The following is a 17,585-nucleotide window of genomic DNA, read 5'->3' on the forward strand; positions in this document are numbered from 1 at the left end:
TCGTTAGTTTATTGTTCTTTCATAAATTCCCATTGAGACTTTTTCATATCTACAAAGCCGTTTGTCTTAAACCGGACACCTTCATTCTCCAACAATACTCTTTGCTCCGTCCAACCCGGCACTAATCTGCCCTGGCTGTTTACAACCCTATGACAAGGCAAATGCAATTCCTCCGGTACGTTGTACATAGCCTGCCCCACCATACGCGAGCACTGAGGTCTGCCTACCAAACTGGCAATCTGCCCGTAGGTTACAACGCATCCTTCAGGAATAGCGGCAACAACACTGTAAACATCTTGCAGAAAAGTAGTCCGATTCATAAGATAAAGTCTTTCTTTGCGGCAAAGATAGCGTAAACAGAGAGTATAAAAAATACACAGCCTTGTTTTTTATACCAAGCGACGGAAATGAGATGCCTACCCGACAGCCGGGCATCTCACGTCTGATTACAGGAAAGTACTTGCCCCAAGCGTATTGTAAGCGTAAGTGATATTCTGCTGGCGGAGAACTTCACCGTTCGGAGTAAACAATATCTGATATTTTATCTGCACGTTCGGCCTGCCCACCTGTATGGCTACAATAGGTTGCCATTTGGGAAATTGCACCCAAACAACATTCTGTACCACCCCGTCCGAAAACTGACTGGCTGCAAAAGCGTTGAATACGGCGGCAGGCACCTCATCCAGGGTTTCCCAGTCCGTTTGCTTCATTACCCACTCTGCATCCGTATTGAACCAGACCTTGGTATCAAATCCGTTCATCATAAAATCCGCAACGTAATACTCCTCGTCCTGCGACCAGGCTATCCCTTTGGCGGAAGGATACATTTTCGTCAGGGCAGTTTGCACATTATCAGGAGCATAGCCTGCAAAAAGTGGCAAAAATGTCCAAAGCGTCAAAAAAAAGAACAAAGACTTCATTTTATCCATAACCATTAATCTATTCCATGTTGGAAATCAACAATATTTCCTGGTGTTTTGTTTGGTTCTATACCCATAAGGATTATCTTTGCCATACAAACCCGTTCAAACAGCAATGAAATGATAAGTATACAGCCTGTGCTCCATAATAAGAAACAATACCTCGACCTGCTGCTTTTGGCCGATGAACAAGAAACCATGATAGACCGTTATCTGGAACGCGGTGAAATGTTCGTGTTGTCCGAGGACGGCAGTATCAGAGCATCCTGTGTCGTCACCCGCGAAGCAGAAGATGTTTTTGAGATAAAGAACATTGCCGTTTATCCGCAATTCCAACGTCGGGGATACGGGAAGAAACTGATACAGTATCTTTTCGGGCATTATGCAGGCAGATGCCGGACAATGCTCGTAGGAACCGGAGACAGCCCATTGGCGATTCCATTTTACGAGAACTGCGGATTTACCTATTCCCACCGCATCCCGGACTTCTTTACGGATAACTACGACCATCCCATTTATGAAGCGGGCAAACAACTGAAAGATATGGTTTACCTGAAACGCAATATGGATGAATAAGACCTGCCAATCACACATTGCCCAAGAACAACGCACCGTAGAACAGATGATCCGCCTCTATTGCCGCAGGAAAGAGGGCAACAAGGAACTCTGCCCGCAATGTCTCGAATTGCTGGAGTACGCACGAACGCGCCTGTCGCGCTGCCCGTTCGGAGAGAATAAAACAACTTGCAGACTATGCCCGGTACATTGCTACAAGCCGGAGATGAAGAAGCGGATGCAGGAAGTCATGCGATATGCCGGACCGCGCATGCTGCTCTATCATCCGGCCGCAGCGTGCAGGCATTTATGGAAAGAGCGTATATATCAATATTTCACCAGACGTTTCGGAGTCCCGTGCCAGGAACAGCATAAGCAGTAAACCTCTTCCAGGTCATACCCTTCTAAAGAAGCTGCCGGATCTTTCGGTACGACCTCGCCTTTGTCCGACACATATACGGGCAAACGCTCTCCCTGCCCGTTCAAGACATAAAATGCCCCCACCTTGCATTGGGGGCACACCATTTTGCGCATAATCAGTTGAAATAATATAAAAATACAGCAATACCTTCAAGCGCTTTCTTCTTCTCGCCCTGAATCTCAATGGCAAACTTTATTTCCGCCTTTGCCACACCGCGCAGGTTTGCCAACGAATGCAGAGAAGCCACCAGACGGATGCTCTGTCCGGAAAGTACAGCCTGACCGAACTTCATCTTATCCATTCCGTAGTTAATCATCATCTTCAGGTTATTTACCTCAATAATCTGATTCCACAGATGAGGCAACATGGAGAGGGTGAGATAACCGTGTGCAATGGTACTCTTAAAAGGACTTTCGGTCTTGGCGCGTTCTGTGTCAATGTGAATCCACTGATGGTCCAGCGTTGCGTCGGCAAAGAGATTGATGCGTTCCTGCGTAAGTTCCACATACTCCGAAACACCGATTTGCTGACCTACCAGCTTTTCAAAATCCTCGTACGAATTGATAATAACTTTTTCCATATATTTTTTGTTTTGTTGGGTAAATGCGTTGTAAACGGTAACAAATTTAGATATAAATCACGATTTATATGCCAGTGGGATATGAAAAAATCAAGACCACCCCTATCTTTATGGCGTGGAGGTCTCAGTGTGTGAGCCTCAAAATAAATGTTTCACGAGCTCTTAGTCTCAAAATGTAATAGCCTATGCGGATAGTATGTGGTCTTGACGTACACAAAGATAGTGTATTTGTTTGTATTCTCAACGAAAAAGGTGAGAAATTTGAAGCCAAGTACGGTGTTTTGACACCTGAACTGGAAGAGCTGCATCAACTTCTCCTTACTCATGAAGTTAAGGAAGTTACTATGGAAAGCACCAGTATTTACTGGTATCCCATCTGGCGCATTCTCAGTGACATAGAATGTCTGAAGTTGGTCAACCCCTACTTCATCAAGCAGCTTCCCGGCAGAAAAAGTGATGTCCGTGACGCTGCCTGGATAGCCGAATGTACCATGAAGGATCTCATCCGTGGCAGTTTCGTGCCGGATGAGATAGTGCAGCGCATGCGTCAGTATAACCGACGCATTTTTGACTTGAACAAGGAGAAGGTCTATAAACTGACCAAACTGGATGCCTTGCTTCAACGTTGCAATATCCGTATCAGCAACTACGTATCTTCTACAGACAGTAAGAGCTACAAAGATGTGGTGAAATTGCTTTCCGAAGGAATTGTCAATGCGGAAAAGCTGACGGAGGCCATCCATGGACGGACGGTGAACCGTGTCGGAAAAGAAGTAATTACAGCCGCTCTGACAGGAGTTGTCAATGAAGTGGACATAGACCTGATACGCCAGTACCGGGAGGAAATCCTTATGGATGACAAGCATCTGAAAGAGTGCCAGGAAAAACTGACGGAAATCTGCAGGAAAGAGTTCCCCAGGGAGTTCGATAATCTTCAGACGATACCCGGTGTAAAGGAACGCTCGGCAACCTCCATACTCTCTGAATTAGGGGCCGACATGAAGATGTTTATTACAGCGGCTGCATTGGTGTCGTGGTGCGGGCTCAAACCACGGAATGAAGAAAGCGCAGGAAAAATCAAATCACGAAGAATCACACATGGTAACAAGTACATCAGAAAGACTATGATTGAATGCGCATGGGGAGCCAGCCGGACACAAAACTGTTTTTACTCGAATTTCAGTTACACACAAACTGTCGTCAGAAGGAAGAATGCCATGAAAGTGAAAGTGGCCATAGCGCGGAAAATGCTTGTTGTCATTTGGCACGTGTTGAGTGATGGTGTTCCATACAATGATTATAAGAAGCCTGAAGCTATTGCAGAAGGCAACTCATAATATACCGCTTATTGTAAGGCCAGTATCTTTGTGGTAGCATAGACTCCGTTTTGCAAATTGACTGATGCTTTAAGCGGCTTAGAATGCCAGTGTTAGGAAATAAAGCCTGAAGAGGAAAATGATACTTTTTATATTGTATATCTGACTGCTCTTGATAGAACGGTCAATACATTCATGCTCATTAACACCATAAACTAAGTAAAGGAGCCATAAAGACAGGGGTAATCTTTATCTTTTCATAGAGGAAAGATACCGCTTATCTCCGAATAAATTACAAGCGAATCATTAAAAAGCCATATTTTTCCGGTTGTTGTTACGGTAATTACTCCCATTATTACCCGTATCATTCTTCAAAATAGCATGCAAATTCACGCTCTCTTATCAATAACTGGCATCACGGTTTCACAGGCCAAGACAAAGATAAGTTCAACAAAATCATTATTGTACCGCTTTTAATAAAACATCCGCTCCCTATTTCTTTCCATTTCTGCGAATTATATCTATTTTTGTATGCGCATATAATATAAACAACCCTAAACATCCATGTATGGACGCTGAAAAGGATTACAACCTGCTGTCAGAAATAATGCACAATGCCAATATAGGCTGGTGGAAAGCCGATATACAAGATGCCGATTATATATACTACGGTCCCATCGCCAGCCTGTTAGGATTGGAAGAAGGCGGTTGTATCAGTTTTGAAAATTTCAACAAGCGCATACTGAGAGAGGAACAGCCGCATACTACCGTCCGTTCCTTCGACAACATACAACAGACGAATGAAACCGTCTATCTGCTTGATACCGTCAAAGGACCGACATGGGTCCGCAGCAAAATCTGTATGCAAAAAACCGATGAAAACGGAAAGACCAAGATTTACGGCATAGCCGAAATACAGGACGGTCCTTATATGTCGTCCGCCACACAGATGCTGCGACAACGCGAACAACTCTTGCACAACATCTATAAGCATCTTCCGGTAGGCATTGAAGTCTACAATACAGACGGAGTATTGACAGACCTCAACGATAAGGAATTGGAAATGTTTCATCTGCAACGAAAAGAAGACTTGCTGGGTATCAATATATTTGATAACCCTATCTTCCCGAAAGAGATGAAAGAGAAACTGAAAAAATATGAAGACGCCGATTTCACATTCCGCTACGACTTCTCGAAAGTAGGTTCTTACTACAATCCGCAAACCAGGACCGGTACAATAGACCTCGTAACTAAAGTAACCACGCTGTACGACGAGAACCACACCCCCGCCAACTACCTGTTGATTAATGCCGATAAGACCGAAACCACCGTAGCCTACAACAAGATACAGGAATTCGAAAGTTTCTTCGAACTGATAGGTAACTATGCCAAAGTAGGATACGCACACTACGACTTACTCACCCGGCAAGGAGATGCCCAACACAGCTGGTACATCAATATCGGCGAACAAGAAGGAACTCCTCTGTCCCGAATCATCGGAGTGTACAGACATATCCATCCCGAAGACCGGCGCGCCATGCTCGGTTTCCTGAACAATGCAGCAAAAGGTATGGAAGACAAGTTCAATAAAGAAGTACGTGTTCTCAGAGAAGACGGCAGCTACACTTGGACACATGTCAACCTGATAGTGAAAACCTACGCTCCCGAACGGAACAGTATCGAACTAATCTGTATCAACTACGACATTACCCGGCTCAAAGCCACGGAAGCCATGCTGATAGATGCCAAAGAAAAAGCCGAAGAGTCAGACCGCCTGAAATCGGCCTTTCTTGCCAACATGAGTCACGAAATACGTACACCGCTGAATGCTATTATCGGCTTTTCCAGCCTCCTGCCCCATATAGAAGATGCTGAGGAACGCAACCATTACATCTCCCTGATAAACCACAACAACGAATTGCTGCTGAACATCATCAACGATGTACTGGATTTATCGAAGATAGAAGCCGGACACATAGAGTTGTCCCCGGTCTGGTGCAACCTCTCCGACCTGATAGATGAAAGTTGCACCGAATGCCAGCCCAACGTACCTGAAGGCGTAACGCTCAAGAAACGCTACCCGGCAACTCCCAACCTGATAAAGCAAGATCCGATGCGCATCAAGCAGGTTTTGAGCAACCTCATATCGAATGCACTGAAAAATACCGTACAGGGCTATGTCGAAATTTCGTACGAGACGACACCGTCCGAAACAAGAATAAGCGTTTCCGACACAGGGCGCGGAATCCCTGAGGAAAAGCTCGGCATAATATTTGAACGGTTCGAAAAAACTGATGCTTTCATTCAGGGAGCCGGATTGGGCTTGCCTATCTGCAGGTCTATCATGGAACATATGAACGGAACAATCGAAGTAACCTCCACCGTAAATAAAGGTAGCACGTTCACAGTAGTGTTTCCTTGCCAAGTACGGCCAATGGAATAAAGAATAGAAAATATGATTATACAAAAAGAATTTACCCTTACCCCCCATCGACGCGGGTTCCATCTGATTACGGAAGAAATAGTACGTAACTTACCACAGTTGCCTCCGACCGGACTATTGCACTTGTTTATCAAACACACAAGTGCCGCACTAACCATCAACGAGAACGCCGATCCGGATGTACAGACAGATATGGAAGCTATCTTCAACAACCTTGTCAAGGAGCGTGAGCCTTACTACGAACATACCTGCGAGGGTGACGACGATATGCCGGCGCATGCCAAATCTACCATTGTAGGAGCAGAACTGACCATCCCCATCACCAATGGACGGATGAATATGGGCATCTGGCAGGGTATTTATCTTTGTGAATTCCGCAACCGTGGCGGAGGAAGAAAAATCGTAGCAACCATTATCGGATAATCTCTTCCCATGAAAAAAGCTATCATCATAGGAGCCACCTCAGGCATCGGACAGGAAGTAGCCGGAATACTCGTGCAACAAGGCTGGCGCATAGGCATTGCCGGCAGACGTGAAGAAGTCCTGCGAAGCATGCAGCAAGCCAATCCCCAACAGATAGAGATACAGCATCTTGATGTGACAAAGGAAAATGCCGTATTACACCTTACAGAACTGATAGACCGATTAGGCGGCATGGATTTATTTTTCCTCAGCTCCGGCGTAGGTTATCAGAACAGGAACCTAGAACCTGAAATAGAACTGAATACCGCACGTACCAATGTCGAAGGCTTTATCCGAATGGTAACCGCAGCTTTCGATTATTTCAAAAAGACAAAAAACGGACATATCGCTGTAATCAGTTCCATAGCAGGTACCAAGGGATTGGGAGTCGCACCTGCCTACTCCGCCACCAAACGGTTTCAGAATACATACATCGATGCTTTGGCACAACTCGCACGGATGCAGCATCTTAATATCCGCTTCACCGACATCCGTCCGGGGTTCGTAGCAACGGATTTACTGCGAAACGGCAAGTATCCGATGCTGATGCATGCCGATAAAGTGGCGGAATATATCGTCCGGGCGTTGAAACACAAAAAACGAGTGACAGTAATTGACGGACGCTATCGTCTATTGGTATTCTTCTGGCGAATGATTCCACGTTGGCTGTGGGAACGGTTGCCGATAAAGAATTGATTTCGTATCTTCACGCCCAAAAAGCAAAAACAACCAAGATGAAAAGAAAGTCCGGATATATGATACTCACAGTCACTGCCTCCTTGTGCATAGGCACTTCGCTGCCTTTTCTCCTTGGCAGCAGTGTACTGAATCCTGAAAGACAGTCGGTTAAATCGGAAATACCTTACTGCGTCACCTCTCCTACCGTACCCGCCAAGATTGCCTTTGCCGGACAGGAAGTAGACTTGTTACGCTACGACCACCGCGAGCGCATGGACCGTGAACTGATGTCGTTTACTTATATGCATTCTACCACAATGCTCACCATAAAGCGTGCCAACCGTTATTTTCCTATTATAGAACCTATACTAAAGGCAAATGGCATACCGGATGATTTCAAATACCTTGCCGTTATAGAAAGCGCACTTAACCCACTTGCCAAATCGCCCGCCGGCGCTGCCGGAATGTGGCAGTTCATGCCCGGTACAGGGCGCGAGTTCGGTCTGGAAGTAAACAATAACATCGACGAACGCTATCATGTGGAAAAAGAGACGAAAGCAGCTTGTAAATATCTGAACGAAGCCTATGCCAAATACAATAACTGGCTTTGCGTGGCTGCTGCCTACAATGCCGGTCAGGGACGTATCTCCACACAGTTACAAAAGCAAATGGTGAGTCAGGCGGCAGACCTTTGGCTGGTAGAAGAAACCTCACGTTATATGTTCCGCTTGCTGGCAGCAAAAGCTGTTATCAGCAACCCGCAACAATACGGTTTTTTGATGAAACGTGAACACCTATATCCGGCTATCCCTTACACCGAAGTGAAAGTCACCACGGGAATAGCCAATCTGGCACAATTCGCCAAAGATAAAGGAATCACTTATGCCCAGCTGAAAGATGCCAATCCCTGGCTGCGCGACACTTCACTAATGAACAAAAGCGGACGTACATACATTCTGAAGATACCGACACAAGCCGGAATGCACTATAACCCGCATAAAACTGTTCCGCACAACAAGAACTGGGTAATAAACTAAATACTAAGTCTGCTTCTCGGTCAAATACTTCCAATATCGCACAGGCATGTCTTGCCTGTGCTTGCGGGGATTCAGCCTTTCCTTGATACAGATTGCCTTGAAATAAGTTTTCCAAAGTTGCTGAAAGAGCTTTTCATCCTTATCCATAAGGCTCTCATCCAGTATTCCTGTCACAAGATGTCCTTCCCGGCTATCTTCCCCAAAAACAACGTTCCGCACCTCTTTTAAATCGTAATAATAACCATAAGCACGCTTGATGTCGTATATCAACCAACATTGGTCGGCAAAACGGTCTTTAAAATGCCCGGTTATCAAGGGAAGTACATTCTTCTCCGGTTCTACCGCCGCAAAATAAGTACCATCTGCTGCTTTCTGAAAACGGACAAACTGTAACATCCGTATCCGTTCCCAATCCACCCGCTTCCACATACGCGAAAATTCCAAAACATCAGGGTCTGCAAAGTTCGTTTCAATGGAACGGGAAGCATCTATTGCCTTGCGGATATAACGGAACAAAAGCGATGCAGTTTCCGGCTCTTCCGCCAACCAGCACTGCGTAAGACAAGACAAGGCGGATGCAGAAAGTTTTTTCTGCAAGCCACGCCAAACCCTCCCCGCTTTCTCTTCATCCGATACTACAGTAAAAGCCTCGTCATAGAACAGAGGAAACGGCTCCCCTTCCGCCAGCAAAGCACCCGGAAAAGTACGACGGGAATAGGCTTCAAAAACAGAAGTCAGCAATCCCTCAAATGTATTATCGAATATAAACAGAGTCATTTTCTTCGTCTCCAAAATCAAGAATCAGCTGCCTGTCGTCATATTTCTTTCTGGGTTTCTGCACCAGCAAGTTACGTACTCTCTGCGGAGTCATTTCATTGACCGTGCGTACTGGCAGTTCACTGCACGTAATAAAGTACTGCGCCTTCTTCATCACCACACCGATCTTCTTCAGTTGATAGAATCCCAATTTGGAGAAACGGCGGGAAGCGACTATCAGACGAGCCGATTTCACACCGATACCCGGTACACGGAGTATCATCTCATAATCCGCCTTATTGACGTCAACGGGAAACTGTTCGGGATGCCGCAACGCCCACGACAGCTTCGGGTCTATCTCCAGATCCAAATCCGGATAAGCGTCATCCACAATCTCATCTACTTTGAACTGGTAGAAACGTAGCAGCCAGTCTGCCTGATAGAGCCGGTTCTCACGCACCAAAGGCGGCTGTTTCAAAGCCGGCAGACGCTTGTCGTACGTGTTCACCGAGATATATCCGGAATAATAGACGCGCCGCATCGTAGGACGCTGATAAAGAGCCGATGAAAGAAAAAGAATATCCTTGTCCGTCTCGGCAGTAGCACCTACAATCATCTGCGTGCTCTGTCCTGCCGGGGCAAAACGGGGTGCATAGCGGTATTTCCTGCGCTCTTCCGCACTCTCCAAAACACCTTGCTGAATATAACGCATCGGAGCAAATACGCTTTCATGGTCTTTTTCCGGAGCAAGCAGCCTGAGGTTTTCTTCTTTGGGAATTTCCACATTGACACTCAGACGGTCGGCATACAACCCCGCCTCATTCACCAACTCACGACTGGCTCCGGGAATGCTCTTCAAATGGATATAACCGTTGAAACGATGGATAGTACGAAGGTCTTTGGCTACACGCACCAACCGTTCCATCGTATAATCGGGATTGCGCACCACTCCGCTACTCAGAAAAAGGCCTTCAATATAATTGCGGCGGTAGAACTCCATTGTCAGGTCCACAAGTTCGCTGACGGAAAGAGTGGCACGAGGCAAATCATTACTGCGACGGTTAATGCAATAAGCGCAATCGTATATGCAATAGTTTGTCAGCATCACCTTCAGCAACGAAATGCACCGCCCGTCTTCTGCAAAGCTGTGGCAGATGCCCCATCCGCCCACAGTATTGCCCAGCATACCTGCCTTGTTGGAACGTACAGTGCCACTGGACGAGCAAGAGACATCGTACTTTGCCGACTCTGCCAATATCTTCAACTTATTTAGTACATTTTCGTTCATACCCTGTGCCAAAAGTAATAATAAAACTTCTATTTAAAAGCAAAAGGCCAAGCAATTAATATATTAAAATCGTTGAGGAATATCATAAAAATACGACTTATTTATACAAAACAGCCATTATGCATAAAATAAAAAAGACCGCCGAACGGCAGTCTTTCACAGCATTAAATCTGCGTTTTCTCTTACTTTTTAGAATCTTCCAAAGATGCTTTGCGGAATTCTTTCATTGTCTTTTCGATTTCCAAAGAAGCCTTACGTGCACGAGTACCGGCTGCCTTGTTACCGTTTTCCAACTGAGCTTTTGCATCTTTTTCGAATGCTGCATACAATTCTGCAACTTTTTCAACTAATTCTTTCATAATCCTTTTTTAATTACTTCGTTAATAATGTCCGACAAAAATACATTCTTTCTTGAAATAAATGCAGAAAAACGATATTTTTTTTGAAATAATACGCAAAATCGGCATTTAAAAAGGCTTATACGTGTTTTTTATCTATTTTTGCAGACATGAAAACGCTTACTGATACCCAATATATACATGCTCTCATAGCCGAAGGAGAGCACCAACAACAAGATTTTAAGTTCGAAATATCTGATGCGCGAAAAATTGCCAAGACGCTTTCTGCCTTTTCAAATACGGACGGCGGACGGCTTCTCATCGGCGTAAAGGATAATGGTAAGATTGCCGGAGTGCGTTCCGATGAAGAACAATATATGATAGAGGCAGCAGCCCGGTTATACTGCCGGCCGGAAGTGAGTTACAGCACACAGACCTATCAGGTAGAAGGCCGCAGCGTATTACTTGTGCAAATCGATGAAAGCGACCGCAAACCGGTATATGCCAAGGACGAAGCCGGCAAATATCTTGCCTATTTGCGCATCAAGGACGAGAACATACTTGCCACCCCGGTACATCTGCGTATCTGGCAACAAAGCGAAAGTCCCCAAGGAGAATTGATGGAATATACCGAACGGGAGCAGCTACTGCTTGATTTACTGGAACAAAACGACCGGTTGTCACTGAACCGTTATTGCCGTCTGGCACGTCTGTCACGCCGTGCTGCAGAGCATCTGCTTGCCAAACTCATCCGTTATGACATTGTGGAACCCGTATTCGAAGGGCATAAGTTTCACTTCAAGCTGAAATAAAGAGTTGGAGTGCTGGTAAAAAGCAAGTTATTTACTACCTTTGCGCCCATAAATCAGAAAAATTATCATCATGGGTATATTTGCCAAACTATTCAACAAGAATTCGGAAGAGGTTTCTTCCAGAAATGTGGAGGACTTCGTTTCATTGACACGCGTCTATTTCCAGTCCGTGATAGCCGCCAACCTGGGCATCACCAACATCCGTTTTGTGCCGGATGTAGCCAACTTCAAACGTTTATTCAAAATCCCCACACAAGGCGGACGTCTGGGACAAGCGGAAAAAGCGGCTTCCCGCAAGATGCTGATGCAGGATTACGGCATCAGCGAAAGCTTCTTTAAAGAGATTGACGCATCCGTAAAAAAGCACTGCCGTACACAGAACGATGTACAAGCCTATCTTTTCATGTATCAGGGATTCTCCAACGACCTGATGATGTTAATGGGCAACTTGATGCAATGGAAATTCCGTATGCCTTCCATCTTCAAAGGCGCATTACGCAGCATGACCGAAAAAACAGTACATGAGGTTTGCACCAAGACCGTGTGGAAAAAGGACGATGTGCACAAGACCGCTATGACAGTCCGCCAATACAAAGAGCGGTTAGGATACTCGGAACAATGGATGACAGAGTATGTATACAACATAGTCATGCTGGCAAAGAAAGAACCGAAAAAGAAAGGTGACGAACAAGAAAAAGCATAAGCTAAAGTTTTGACAAATAGGCAGAAAAGCGTTTGTTAGCAAAACAAAAAGAAATCTAAAATATTTCATAAGACGAAAGGCGAGGTTTTTATACCCCGCCTTTTTTTGTTATATTTATCAGACCGTTTTTCCCCTCACGGAATATTGAAAGCGCATCCTGCGCCAATCACCGATTATTAATCTCTAAAAAAGAATTGCGTATGAAACAAAAGAAAATGCTTGCACTCACTCTCTCACAACTGAAACAACTTTACCGGCACGAACTCCCCGAACTGACCGGCATCGCCGCCCGAAGCGGAGATGCACAGACTTTCAAAACATATCTGTCGGAGTATATGGCGGGACATCCCCAAGCGGAAAGTGAGGCCGGCAAGCTGATTCGACTTCTGATTGATTATGACGGACAAAAAGTACATGAACTCTCAACGGACAAGCAACTGCCTGTTTCAACCCTCTCCTTACTCTATGATTTCCTCACCGGCAAACTGGAAGAATACCTCGAAACTGACCTTTTCATTGATTTATTCCGACAATTCAAACGTCTGCAACACCCCGAACATCCCCTACCCGGCTTCCAACGCGTAAAAGCCTGGAGTGAACGGTGGCCTTCCGGACTGGATGAGGATGTGCAACAACTCCGGGCATACAACAAAGAACGTATCCTGCATGCCCTCATACAGAAAATAGAAAACCGCAAGAATTCTGCTTCACGCTTTCATTTTGCAGAAGGCATCAGCTATGAAGAAAAATTCCGGCTCGTCAGCGAATGGTGGAACGATTTCCGCTTCCACCTTGCAATGGCAGTGAAAAGCCCTACGGAACTGAACCGTTTCCTGGGCAATTCACTTTCCGTGGAAACCATGTATTTATTGTCGCGTGCACGTAAAAAAGGCATGCCGTTCTTCGCCACCCCCTACTACCTTTCCTTATTGAACTGTACCGGAAGCGGCTATAACGACGACTCTTTACGCAGCTATATCCTCTACTCGCCCCAATTGGTGGAGACCTACGGACAAATCCGCGCCTGGGAACGCGAAGACATTGTAGAAGCCGGCAAGCCGAACGCTGCAGGCTGGTTATTGCCCGACGGTCACAATATCCACAGACGCTATCCTGAGGTGGCCATTCTTATCCCCGATACCATGGGAAGAGCCTGCGGCGGACTTTGCGCTTCCTGCCAGCGTATGTACGATTTCCAAAGCAAACGCCTCAACTTTGAATTTGAAGAACTGCATCCCAAAGAAAGCTGGGACAAGAAATTGCGCCGCCTCATGACCTATTTCGAAGAAGACACGCAATTGCGTGACATCCTCATTACCGGCGGCGATGCTCTTATGAGCCAGAACAAAACCTTGCGCAACATATTGGACGCCGTTTACCGTATGGCGGTGCGCAAGCGAAAAGCCAACCAGGAACGCCCGGAAGGTGAGAAATACGCCGAATTGCAACGCATCCGCCTCGGTTCGCGCCTGCCCGCCTATCTACCGATGCGCATCAATGACGAATTAGTGGACATATTGCGTGAATTCAAGGAAAAGGCATCCACAGTCGGCATACGTCAGTTTATCATCCAGACACATTTCCAAACCCCGCTGGAAGTTACTCCCGAAGCAGAGGAAGGCATTCGCAAACTGCTCTCGGCAGGATGGCTCATCACCAACCAGCTGGTGTATAATGTAGCCGCATCCCGCCGGGGGCACACTGCACGCCTGCGACAGGTATTAAATAAACTGGGCATAATCTGTTACTACACATTCTCGGTGAAAGGATTTGAAGAAAATAATGCCGTTTTCACTCCAAACAGCCGCTCCATACAAGAAGAGCAGGAAGAAAAAGCATTCGGAAAACTTACCAAAGAAGATGCCCATAACCTCTCCGTACTGTTGGAACGGACACACGACCCTGCCGCCTGTATCCGCCGTTTTACGAAAGCACATCGCCTGCCATTCCTCGCCACAGACCGGAATGTGCTGAACCTGCCTGCCATCGGAAAAAGCATGACTTTCAAAACGGTAGGAATCACTCCGGAAGGAAAGCGTATCCTTCGTTTCGAACACGACGGTACACGTTGCCATAGTCCTATTATAGACAGTATCGGAGCAGTATACATTGTCGAAAGCAAATCCATAGCCGCCTATCTGCGACAACTGCAAGCCATGGGAGAGGACACGGAAGACTATGCTTCCATCTGGAACTATACGGAAGGAAAAACCGAACCCCGGTTCAGCTTATACGAATATCCGGATTTCCCTTTCCGGATTACAGAAAAAATGAGTAATCTGGGACTTGAAAGCTGCTGAAAAACTATTTTTGATTAACTTTGCCTTATCATCCGCTAATGTATAAGCAAAATCAATCTTATGGAAATAGAACAGCATCCTTTAGAACCTTTCCTTCCCGGCAATGCACGTTTGCTGATGCTGGGGAGTTTCCCGCCGCAAAGAAAACGCTGGTCCATGGAGTTTTACTACCCGAACTGGAATAATGACATGTGGCGTATTGCAGGTCTTTTATTCTTCAATGACAAAGACCATTTTGCCGATAAATCCCAAAAAGCTTTCCGCAAGGAGCGTATCATCGATTTCCTGAACGAAAAAGGGATAGCCCTGTTCGATACGGCCACTGCCGTAAGGCGGTTGCAAGACAATGCATCCGATAAGTACCTCGAAGTGGTCCGACCCACCGACATATCCGCATTATTGCAACAACTGCCACAGTGCAAAGCGATTGTCACTACGGGACAAAAAGCTACCGACACGCTCTGTGCGCTGTTCTCATTGCAAGAACCTAAAGTCGGCGATTTTACAGAATTCATTTTCGCAGACCGCCCTATGCGGCTCTACCGCATGCCCTCTTCATCAAGAGCTTATCCGCTGGCTTTAGAAAAAAAAGCGGCAGCCTATCGCATTATGTATCAGGACCTACAAATGTTATAAGCCATTTTTTAAGAAAATAAAGCAACAAAGAACTTGCAGATTTGAAAGTTTCCATTACCTTTGCAGCCGCAAACACGGGAGTAGCTCAGTTGGTAGAGCACCGGTCTCCAAAACCGGGTGTCGGGAGTTCGAGCCTCTCCTCCCGTGCAATGATAAGACCTTGTAAATTTAAAAAATTACAAGGTCTTATTTTATTTCTATCAGTTTGTGCGTCTGCAAGCTCAGCCGCCATTTCGGATGCTGCATCACGCAAGCCACAGTTTCCGCAGTATTGCTGCAAGAACAGGGTTGCAGGAAAAAGTGTCCGGCAGGAAGCGATTCATATACGGCAATATCCTGTCCTTCGTACACTACCTTCACCTCATCCATACGGGAAATGCACAATTTTGCACCTTGCTTGGGCGAGCAAGTCACCCAGTCTATATTATCCGGCAAGGAATGCGTACCGTTCGTTTCGATACAGACATACTTCCCCATCCGGTGCAGGCAGTCCACAAATTCACGGTCAATCCAGAGCGAAGGCTCTCCGCCCGTCAGTATCACCGTCATCGCAGGATATTTCCCCACTTCCGCCAAGATTTCCTCATCGGACATCCACACACCCTCTTCGTGCTGTGTATCGCAAAAAGAACATTTCAGGTTGCAACCGGAGAAACGCACAAAAACAGCCGGAGTACCCGTATGAAAGCCCTCTCCTTGCAAGCTGTAAAATATTTCGTTAATCTTCCTCATAAGCGCTCCTGTCAATCCTCCTCATAGATGGCTATATTCGACTCGGATTCCTGCACTTCCACTTTAAAGCAGGCAGGTATCTGGCTGCATATCCAGCGTGCCATATTCTCGGCTGTCGGATTAAAGGGAAGGACTTCATTGATGTTCCGGTGATCCAGTTTTTCTTTCACCGTCTGTTTGATGTGGCTGAAATCAACCACCATTCCGTCGGCATTCAGTTCTTTGGCACGGCAATAGACTGTGATTATCCAATTGTGACCATGCAGATTCTCACATTTACTCTGATAAGAAAGATTCAGACTGTGTGCAGCCGAAACCTCCATTCGTTTAATGACTGTGTACATACTGTTAATACGCTGGTTAAAATATCATTTTATAAAACCGTGCATCTAATGTCACCTCGATGCGGCAGCAAAAGTACAAAAAACTTAGAATTTACACACGAGATTGACGCTTATTCATACATACAGTGAACACTACGACACTGCGCGGCTGCCTGATGTCCACAAAGACTCCGGTTGCAGGCAGAAAACATATTTCCCTGTACATATGAACAATAAACAATCCCAAACAATTTTATTATTCATCTTTTTATGTATTTTTGCGACATGAAAGTCCTTTATATTCTGTTCGGTACACTTTCTCTGGCACTCGGCATCATCGGCATTTTCCTGCCGTTACTGCCTACTACTCCGTTTCTGCTGCTCACAGCCGCCCTTTATGTACGCAGTTCTCCCCGCCTTTACAACCGGCTGCTGCACCATAAATACCTGGGAAGCTACATCCGTAACTTCCGTGAAAATAAAGCCATCCCGCTAAGAGCCAAAATCATCTCGGTCTCGCTGATATGGATAACCATCCTCAACTGTATCTTTTTCATAGTCCCCTACTGGTGGCTAAAGGCAGTGTTGTTGCTGATTGCAGCAGGAACAAGCTACCACATCCTCTCTTTCAAAACACTGAAATAGATTCGAAAAACGCTCCCAGTCCTTTACGGGCATCCGCCAGTTTATCTTCCCAGTGCTTCACCGAATTCTGCCCGATAATGTCCGTCACATACTTCACGGCGATGAACGGCGTGTTCTTGGTACGGCACACCCATGCCTGGGCATAAGCCTCCATATCCACCACATCGCCTTTTACATCCGACAGTTCCGTCAGGAAAGTATCACCCGTATTGCACACTCCTTCTCGCTGCCAATGCAGGCAATATCCTTTTTGCGCCAACAGTTCCGCCGAGTCTATCTCGCATTCCATATCAAACCCTTTCAGCCGCTGCATATCACGGTCTACAAAATGACGGCATACAAAAATATCCCCCACCTGATGGCGGACAGTTCCTGCCGTGCCCACATTGACAACCAAATCGGGCTGCGCACGATTAATTGCTTCCGTAAGGTAAAAAGCAGATTTCACCTTTCCTATTCCGGTGCGAAGATAACCCACCTGCACTTCTTCCTCCCCTATCAAACCGGGGAATTTCAATTCCGTAAATTCGCCTTGAACGGCATAAGTCACCAAAATTTTCATATTTTCTTATTTTTATTCCGGAGTCTGTTTAAATCCTGTCCGAAACATTTCTTGAAGAGAATTTAAACAGACTCTTAA

At 45.9% G+C, this 17,585-nt stretch carries 22 protein-coding genes and 1 tRNA gene; 13 read left to right on the forward strand and 10 right to left on the reverse strand.

Annotation, left to right across the window (positions count from 1 at the left end):
- Nucleotides 1-8: 8 nt before the first annotated feature.
- Both NQ565_RS14795 and NQ565_RS14800 read right to left on the reverse strand, forming a co-directional pair.
- Nucleotides 9-320, reverse strand: coding sequence for an MGMT family protein (locus tag NQ565_RS14795; protein ID WP_005652495.1), 312 nt, complete (start codon nt 318-320; stop codon nt 9-11).
- A 126-nt stretch (nt 321-446) separates the two neighbouring features.
- Nucleotides 447-929 carry a PepSY-like domain-containing protein gene (locus tag NQ565_RS14800; RefSeq protein ID WP_034536163.1) on the reverse strand — a complete coding sequence of 161 codons (483 nt, stop codon included), beginning with the start codon at nt 927-929 and terminating at the stop codon, nt 447-449.
- A 111-nt stretch (nt 930-1,040) separates the two neighbouring features.
- Between NQ565_RS14800 and NQ565_RS14805 the strand changes: the two genes are divergently transcribed.
- Entirely contained in the window at nt 1,041-1,496 is a 456-nt protein-coding gene (locus tag NQ565_RS14805) for a GNAT family N-acetyltransferase (protein ID WP_005652493.1), read from the forward strand.
- On the forward strand, nt 1,489-1,857 hold the full coding sequence (locus tag NQ565_RS14810) for a nitrous oxide-stimulated promoter family protein (protein WP_005652491.1): 369 nt from the start codon (nt 1,489-1,491) through the stop codon (nt 1,855-1,857). Before NQ565_RS14805 ends, NQ565_RS14810 begins: the two co-directional genes overlap by 8 nt.
- Here the strand turns inward: NQ565_RS14810 and NQ565_RS14815 are convergent.
- Together NQ565_RS14815 and NQ565_RS14820 are read right to left on the reverse strand one after the other, a co-directional pair.
- Complete coding sequence (locus tag NQ565_RS14815; protein WP_022103267.1) at nt 1,803-2,009, reverse strand: hypothetical protein; 207 nt, start codon at nt 2,007-2,009, stop codon at nt 1,803-1,805. The genes NQ565_RS14810 and NQ565_RS14815 overlap by 55 nt on opposite strands.
- Before the next feature lie 2 nt (nt 2,010-2,011).
- Complete coding sequence (locus NQ565_RS14820; RefSeq protein ID WP_005652487.1) at nt 2,012-2,476, reverse strand: MaoC family dehydratase; 465 nt, start codon at nt 2,474-2,476, stop codon at nt 2,012-2,014.
- 185 nt (nt 2,477-2,661) lie between these two features.
- On the opposite strand from NQ565_RS14820, the gene NQ565_RS14825 reads away from it, so the two are divergent.
- From NQ565_RS14825 to NQ565_RS14845, 5 genes are all read left to right on the forward strand, one after another.
- The gene (locus NQ565_RS14825; protein ID WP_005654610.1) at nt 2,662-3,813 is read left to right on the forward strand and encodes an IS110 family RNA-guided transposase; all 1,152 of its coding nucleotides are present in this window, start codon (nt 2,662-2,664) and stop codon (nt 3,811-3,813) included.
- 547 nt (nt 3,814-4,360) lie between these two features.
- Entirely contained in the window at nt 4,361-6,235 is a 1,875-nt protein-coding gene (locus NQ565_RS14830) for a PAS domain-containing sensor histidine kinase (protein WP_005654609.1), read from the forward strand.
- 12 nt (nt 6,236-6,247) lie between these two features.
- Entirely contained in the window at nt 6,248-6,658 is a 411-nt protein-coding gene (locus NQ565_RS14835; RefSeq protein WP_005654607.1) for a secondary thiamine-phosphate synthase enzyme YjbQ, read from the forward strand.
- A 9-nt stretch (nt 6,659-6,667) separates the two neighbouring features.
- Nucleotides 6,668-7,393, forward strand: a complete 726-nt coding sequence (locus tag NQ565_RS14840; RefSeq protein ID WP_005654605.1) for an SDR family NAD(P)-dependent oxidoreductase — start codon at nt 6,668-6,670, stop codon at nt 7,391-7,393.
- 38 nt (nt 7,394-7,431) lie between these two features.
- Nucleotides 7,432-8,412, forward strand: coding sequence for a lytic transglycosylase domain-containing protein (locus NQ565_RS14845; RefSeq protein WP_016662526.1), 981 nt, complete (start codon nt 7,432-7,434; stop codon nt 8,410-8,412).
- A gap of 3 nt (nt 8,413-8,415) precedes the next feature.
- Here NQ565_RS14845 and NQ565_RS14850 read toward each other — a convergent pair whose 3' ends face one another.
- The 3 genes from NQ565_RS14850 to NQ565_RS14860 form a co-directional block, all read right to left on the reverse strand.
- A complete protein-coding gene (locus NQ565_RS14850; RefSeq protein WP_005654601.1) occupies nt 8,416-9,189 on the reverse strand; it encodes a TIGR03915 family putative DNA repair protein in 774 nt (257 codons plus the stop codon).
- Nucleotides 9,167-10,456 carry a putative DNA modification/repair radical SAM protein gene (locus NQ565_RS14855; protein ID WP_005654598.1) on the reverse strand — a complete coding sequence of 430 codons (1,290 nt, stop codon included), beginning with the start codon at nt 10,454-10,456 and terminating at the stop codon, nt 9,167-9,169. The genes NQ565_RS14850 and NQ565_RS14855 overlap by 23 nt, the downstream gene beginning before the upstream one ends.
- 182 nt (nt 10,457-10,638) lie before the next feature.
- A complete protein-coding gene (locus NQ565_RS14860) occupies nt 10,639-10,815 on the reverse strand; it encodes a histone H1 (RefSeq protein WP_005654596.1) in 177 nt (58 codons plus the stop codon).
- Between the two features lie 149 nt (nt 10,816-10,964).
- Between NQ565_RS14860 and NQ565_RS14865 the strand changes: the two genes are divergently transcribed.
- The 5 genes from NQ565_RS14865 (at nt 10,965) to NQ565_RS14885 (ending at nt 15,392) form a co-directional block, all read left to right on the forward strand.
- Nucleotides 10,965-11,606, forward strand: a complete 642-nt coding sequence (locus NQ565_RS14865) for an AlbA family DNA-binding domain-containing protein (RefSeq protein WP_005654595.1) — start codon at nt 10,965-10,967, stop codon at nt 11,604-11,606.
- Nucleotides 11,607-11,676: 70 nt separating this feature from the next.
- Nucleotides 11,677-12,309 (forward strand): hypothetical protein, encoded by a 633-nt coding sequence (locus tag NQ565_RS14870; protein ID WP_005654593.1) that lies wholly within the window; start codon nt 11,677-11,679, stop codon nt 12,307-12,309.
- Between the two features lie 200 nt (nt 12,310-12,509).
- Nucleotides 12,510-14,609 (forward strand): KamA family radical SAM protein, encoded by a 2,100-nt coding sequence (locus NQ565_RS14875; RefSeq protein WP_005654591.1) that lies wholly within the window; start codon nt 12,510-12,512, stop codon nt 14,607-14,609.
- Nucleotides 14,610-14,669: 60 nt separating this feature from the next.
- Nucleotides 14,670-15,245, forward strand: coding sequence for a uracil-DNA glycosylase family protein (locus NQ565_RS14880; protein ID WP_005654590.1), 576 nt, complete (start codon nt 14,670-14,672; stop codon nt 15,243-15,245).
- Nucleotides 15,246-15,319: 74 nt separating this feature from the next.
- Nucleotides 15,320-15,392 (forward strand) — tRNA-Trp (locus NQ565_RS14885).
- Between the two features lie 39 nt (nt 15,393-15,431).
- Here NQ565_RS14885 and NQ565_RS14890 read toward each other — a convergent pair.
- Complete coding sequence (locus NQ565_RS14890; protein WP_005654588.1) at nt 15,432-15,977, reverse strand: 7-carboxy-7-deazaguanine synthase QueE; 546 nt, start codon at nt 15,975-15,977, stop codon at nt 15,432-15,434.
- Nucleotides 15,978-15,988: 11 nt separating this feature from the next.
- The gene (queD, locus tag NQ565_RS14895) at nt 15,989-16,321 is read right to left on the reverse strand and encodes a 6-carboxytetrahydropterin synthase QueD (protein WP_005654586.1); all 333 of its coding nucleotides are present in this window, start codon (nt 16,319-16,321) and stop codon (nt 15,989-15,991) included.
- Nucleotides 16,322-16,585: 264 nt separating this feature from the next.
- On the opposite strand from queD, the gene NQ565_RS14900 reads away from it, so the two are divergent.
- Nucleotides 16,586-16,945, forward strand: coding sequence for a YbaN family protein (locus NQ565_RS14900; protein WP_034536165.1), 360 nt, complete (start codon nt 16,586-16,588; stop codon nt 16,943-16,945).
- Here the strand turns inward: NQ565_RS14900 and NQ565_RS14905 are convergent.
- Nucleotides 16,929-17,507, reverse strand: coding sequence for a 5'-methylthioadenosine/S-adenosylhomocysteine nucleosidase family protein (locus tag NQ565_RS14905; protein WP_005654582.1), 579 nt, complete (start codon nt 17,505-17,507; stop codon nt 16,929-16,931). The two genes, NQ565_RS14900 and NQ565_RS14905, sit on opposite strands and share 17 nt — an antisense overlap.
- Nucleotides 17,508-17,585: the final 78 nt, after the last annotated feature.

This window comes from Bacteroides stercoris ATCC 43183, assembly GCF_025147325.1.
GTDB lineage: Bacteria > Bacteroidota > Bacteroidia > Bacteroidales > Bacteroidaceae > Bacteroides > Bacteroides stercoris.

Coding starts and splice junctions, on each gene's coding strand:
- NQ565_RS14900 (WP_034536165.1), top strand. CDS start 16,586: ATGAAAGTCCTTTATATTCTGTTCGGTACACTTTCTCTGGCACTCGGC.
- NQ565_RS14870 (WP_005654593.1), top strand. CDS start 11,677: ATGGGTATATTTGCCAAACTATTCAACAAGAATTCGGAAGAGGTTTCT.
- NQ565_RS14825 (WP_005654610.1), top strand. CDS start 2,662: ATGCGGATAGTATGTGGTCTTGACGTACACAAAGATAGTGTATTTGTT.
- NQ565_RS14810 (WP_005652491.1), top strand. CDS start 1,489: ATGAATAAGACCTGCCAATCACACATTGCCCAAGAACAACGCACCGTA.
- NQ565_RS14890 (WP_005654588.1), bottom strand. CDS start 15,977: ATGAGGAAGATTAACGAAATATTTTACAGCTTGCAAGGAGAGGGCTTT.
- NQ565_RS14820 (WP_005652487.1), bottom strand. CDS start 2,476: ATGGAAAAAGTTATTATCAATTCGTACGAGGATTTTGAAAAGCTGGTA.
- NQ565_RS14850 (WP_005654601.1), bottom strand. CDS start 9,189: ATGACTCTGTTTATATTCGATAATACATTTGAGGGATTGCTGACTTCT.
- NQ565_RS14800 (WP_034536163.1), bottom strand. CDS start 929: ATGGATAAAATGAAGTCTTTGTTCTTTTTTTTGACGCTTTGGACATTT.
- NQ565_RS14795 (WP_005652495.1), bottom strand. CDS start 320: ATGAATCGGACTACTTTTCTGCAAGATGTTTACAGTGTTGTTGCCGCT.
- NQ565_RS14805 (WP_005652493.1), top strand. CDS start 1,041: ATGATAAGTATACAGCCTGTGCTCCATAATAAGAAACAATACCTCGAC.
- NQ565_RS14875 (WP_005654591.1), top strand. CDS start 12,510: ATGAAACAAAAGAAAATGCTTGCACTCACTCTCTCACAACTGAAACAA.
- NQ565_RS14815 (WP_022103267.1), bottom strand. CDS start 2,009: ATGCGCAAAATGGTGTGCCCCCAATGCAAGGTGGGGGCATTTTATGTC.
- NQ565_RS14840 (WP_005654605.1), top strand. CDS start 6,668: ATGAAAAAAGCTATCATCATAGGAGCCACCTCAGGCATCGGACAGGAA.
- NQ565_RS14845 (WP_016662526.1), top strand. CDS start 7,432: ATGAAAAGAAAGTCCGGATATATGATACTCACAGTCACTGCCTCCTTG.
- NQ565_RS14905 (WP_005654582.1), bottom strand. CDS start 17,507: ATGAAAATTTTGGTGACTTATGCCGTTCAAGGCGAATTTACGGAATTG.
- NQ565_RS14855 (WP_005654598.1), bottom strand. CDS start 10,456: ATGAACGAAAATGTACTAAATAAGTTGAAGATATTGGCAGAGTCGGCA.
- NQ565_RS14880 (WP_005654590.1), top strand. CDS start 14,670: ATGGAAATAGAACAGCATCCTTTAGAACCTTTCCTTCCCGGCAATGCA.
- NQ565_RS14835 (WP_005654607.1), top strand. CDS start 6,248: ATGATTATACAAAAAGAATTTACCCTTACCCCCCATCGACGCGGGTTC.
- NQ565_RS14860 (WP_005654596.1), bottom strand. CDS start 10,815: ATGAAAGAATTAGTTGAAAAAGTTGCAGAATTGTATGCAGCATTCGAA.
- queD (WP_005654586.1), bottom strand. CDS start 16,321: ATGTACACAGTCATTAAACGAATGGAGGTTTCGGCTGCACACAGTCTG.
- NQ565_RS14865 (WP_005654595.1), top strand. CDS start 10,965: ATGAAAACGCTTACTGATACCCAATATATACATGCTCTCATAGCCGAA.
- NQ565_RS14830 (WP_005654609.1), top strand. CDS start 4,361: ATGGACGCTGAAAAGGATTACAACCTGCTGTCAGAAATAATGCACAAT.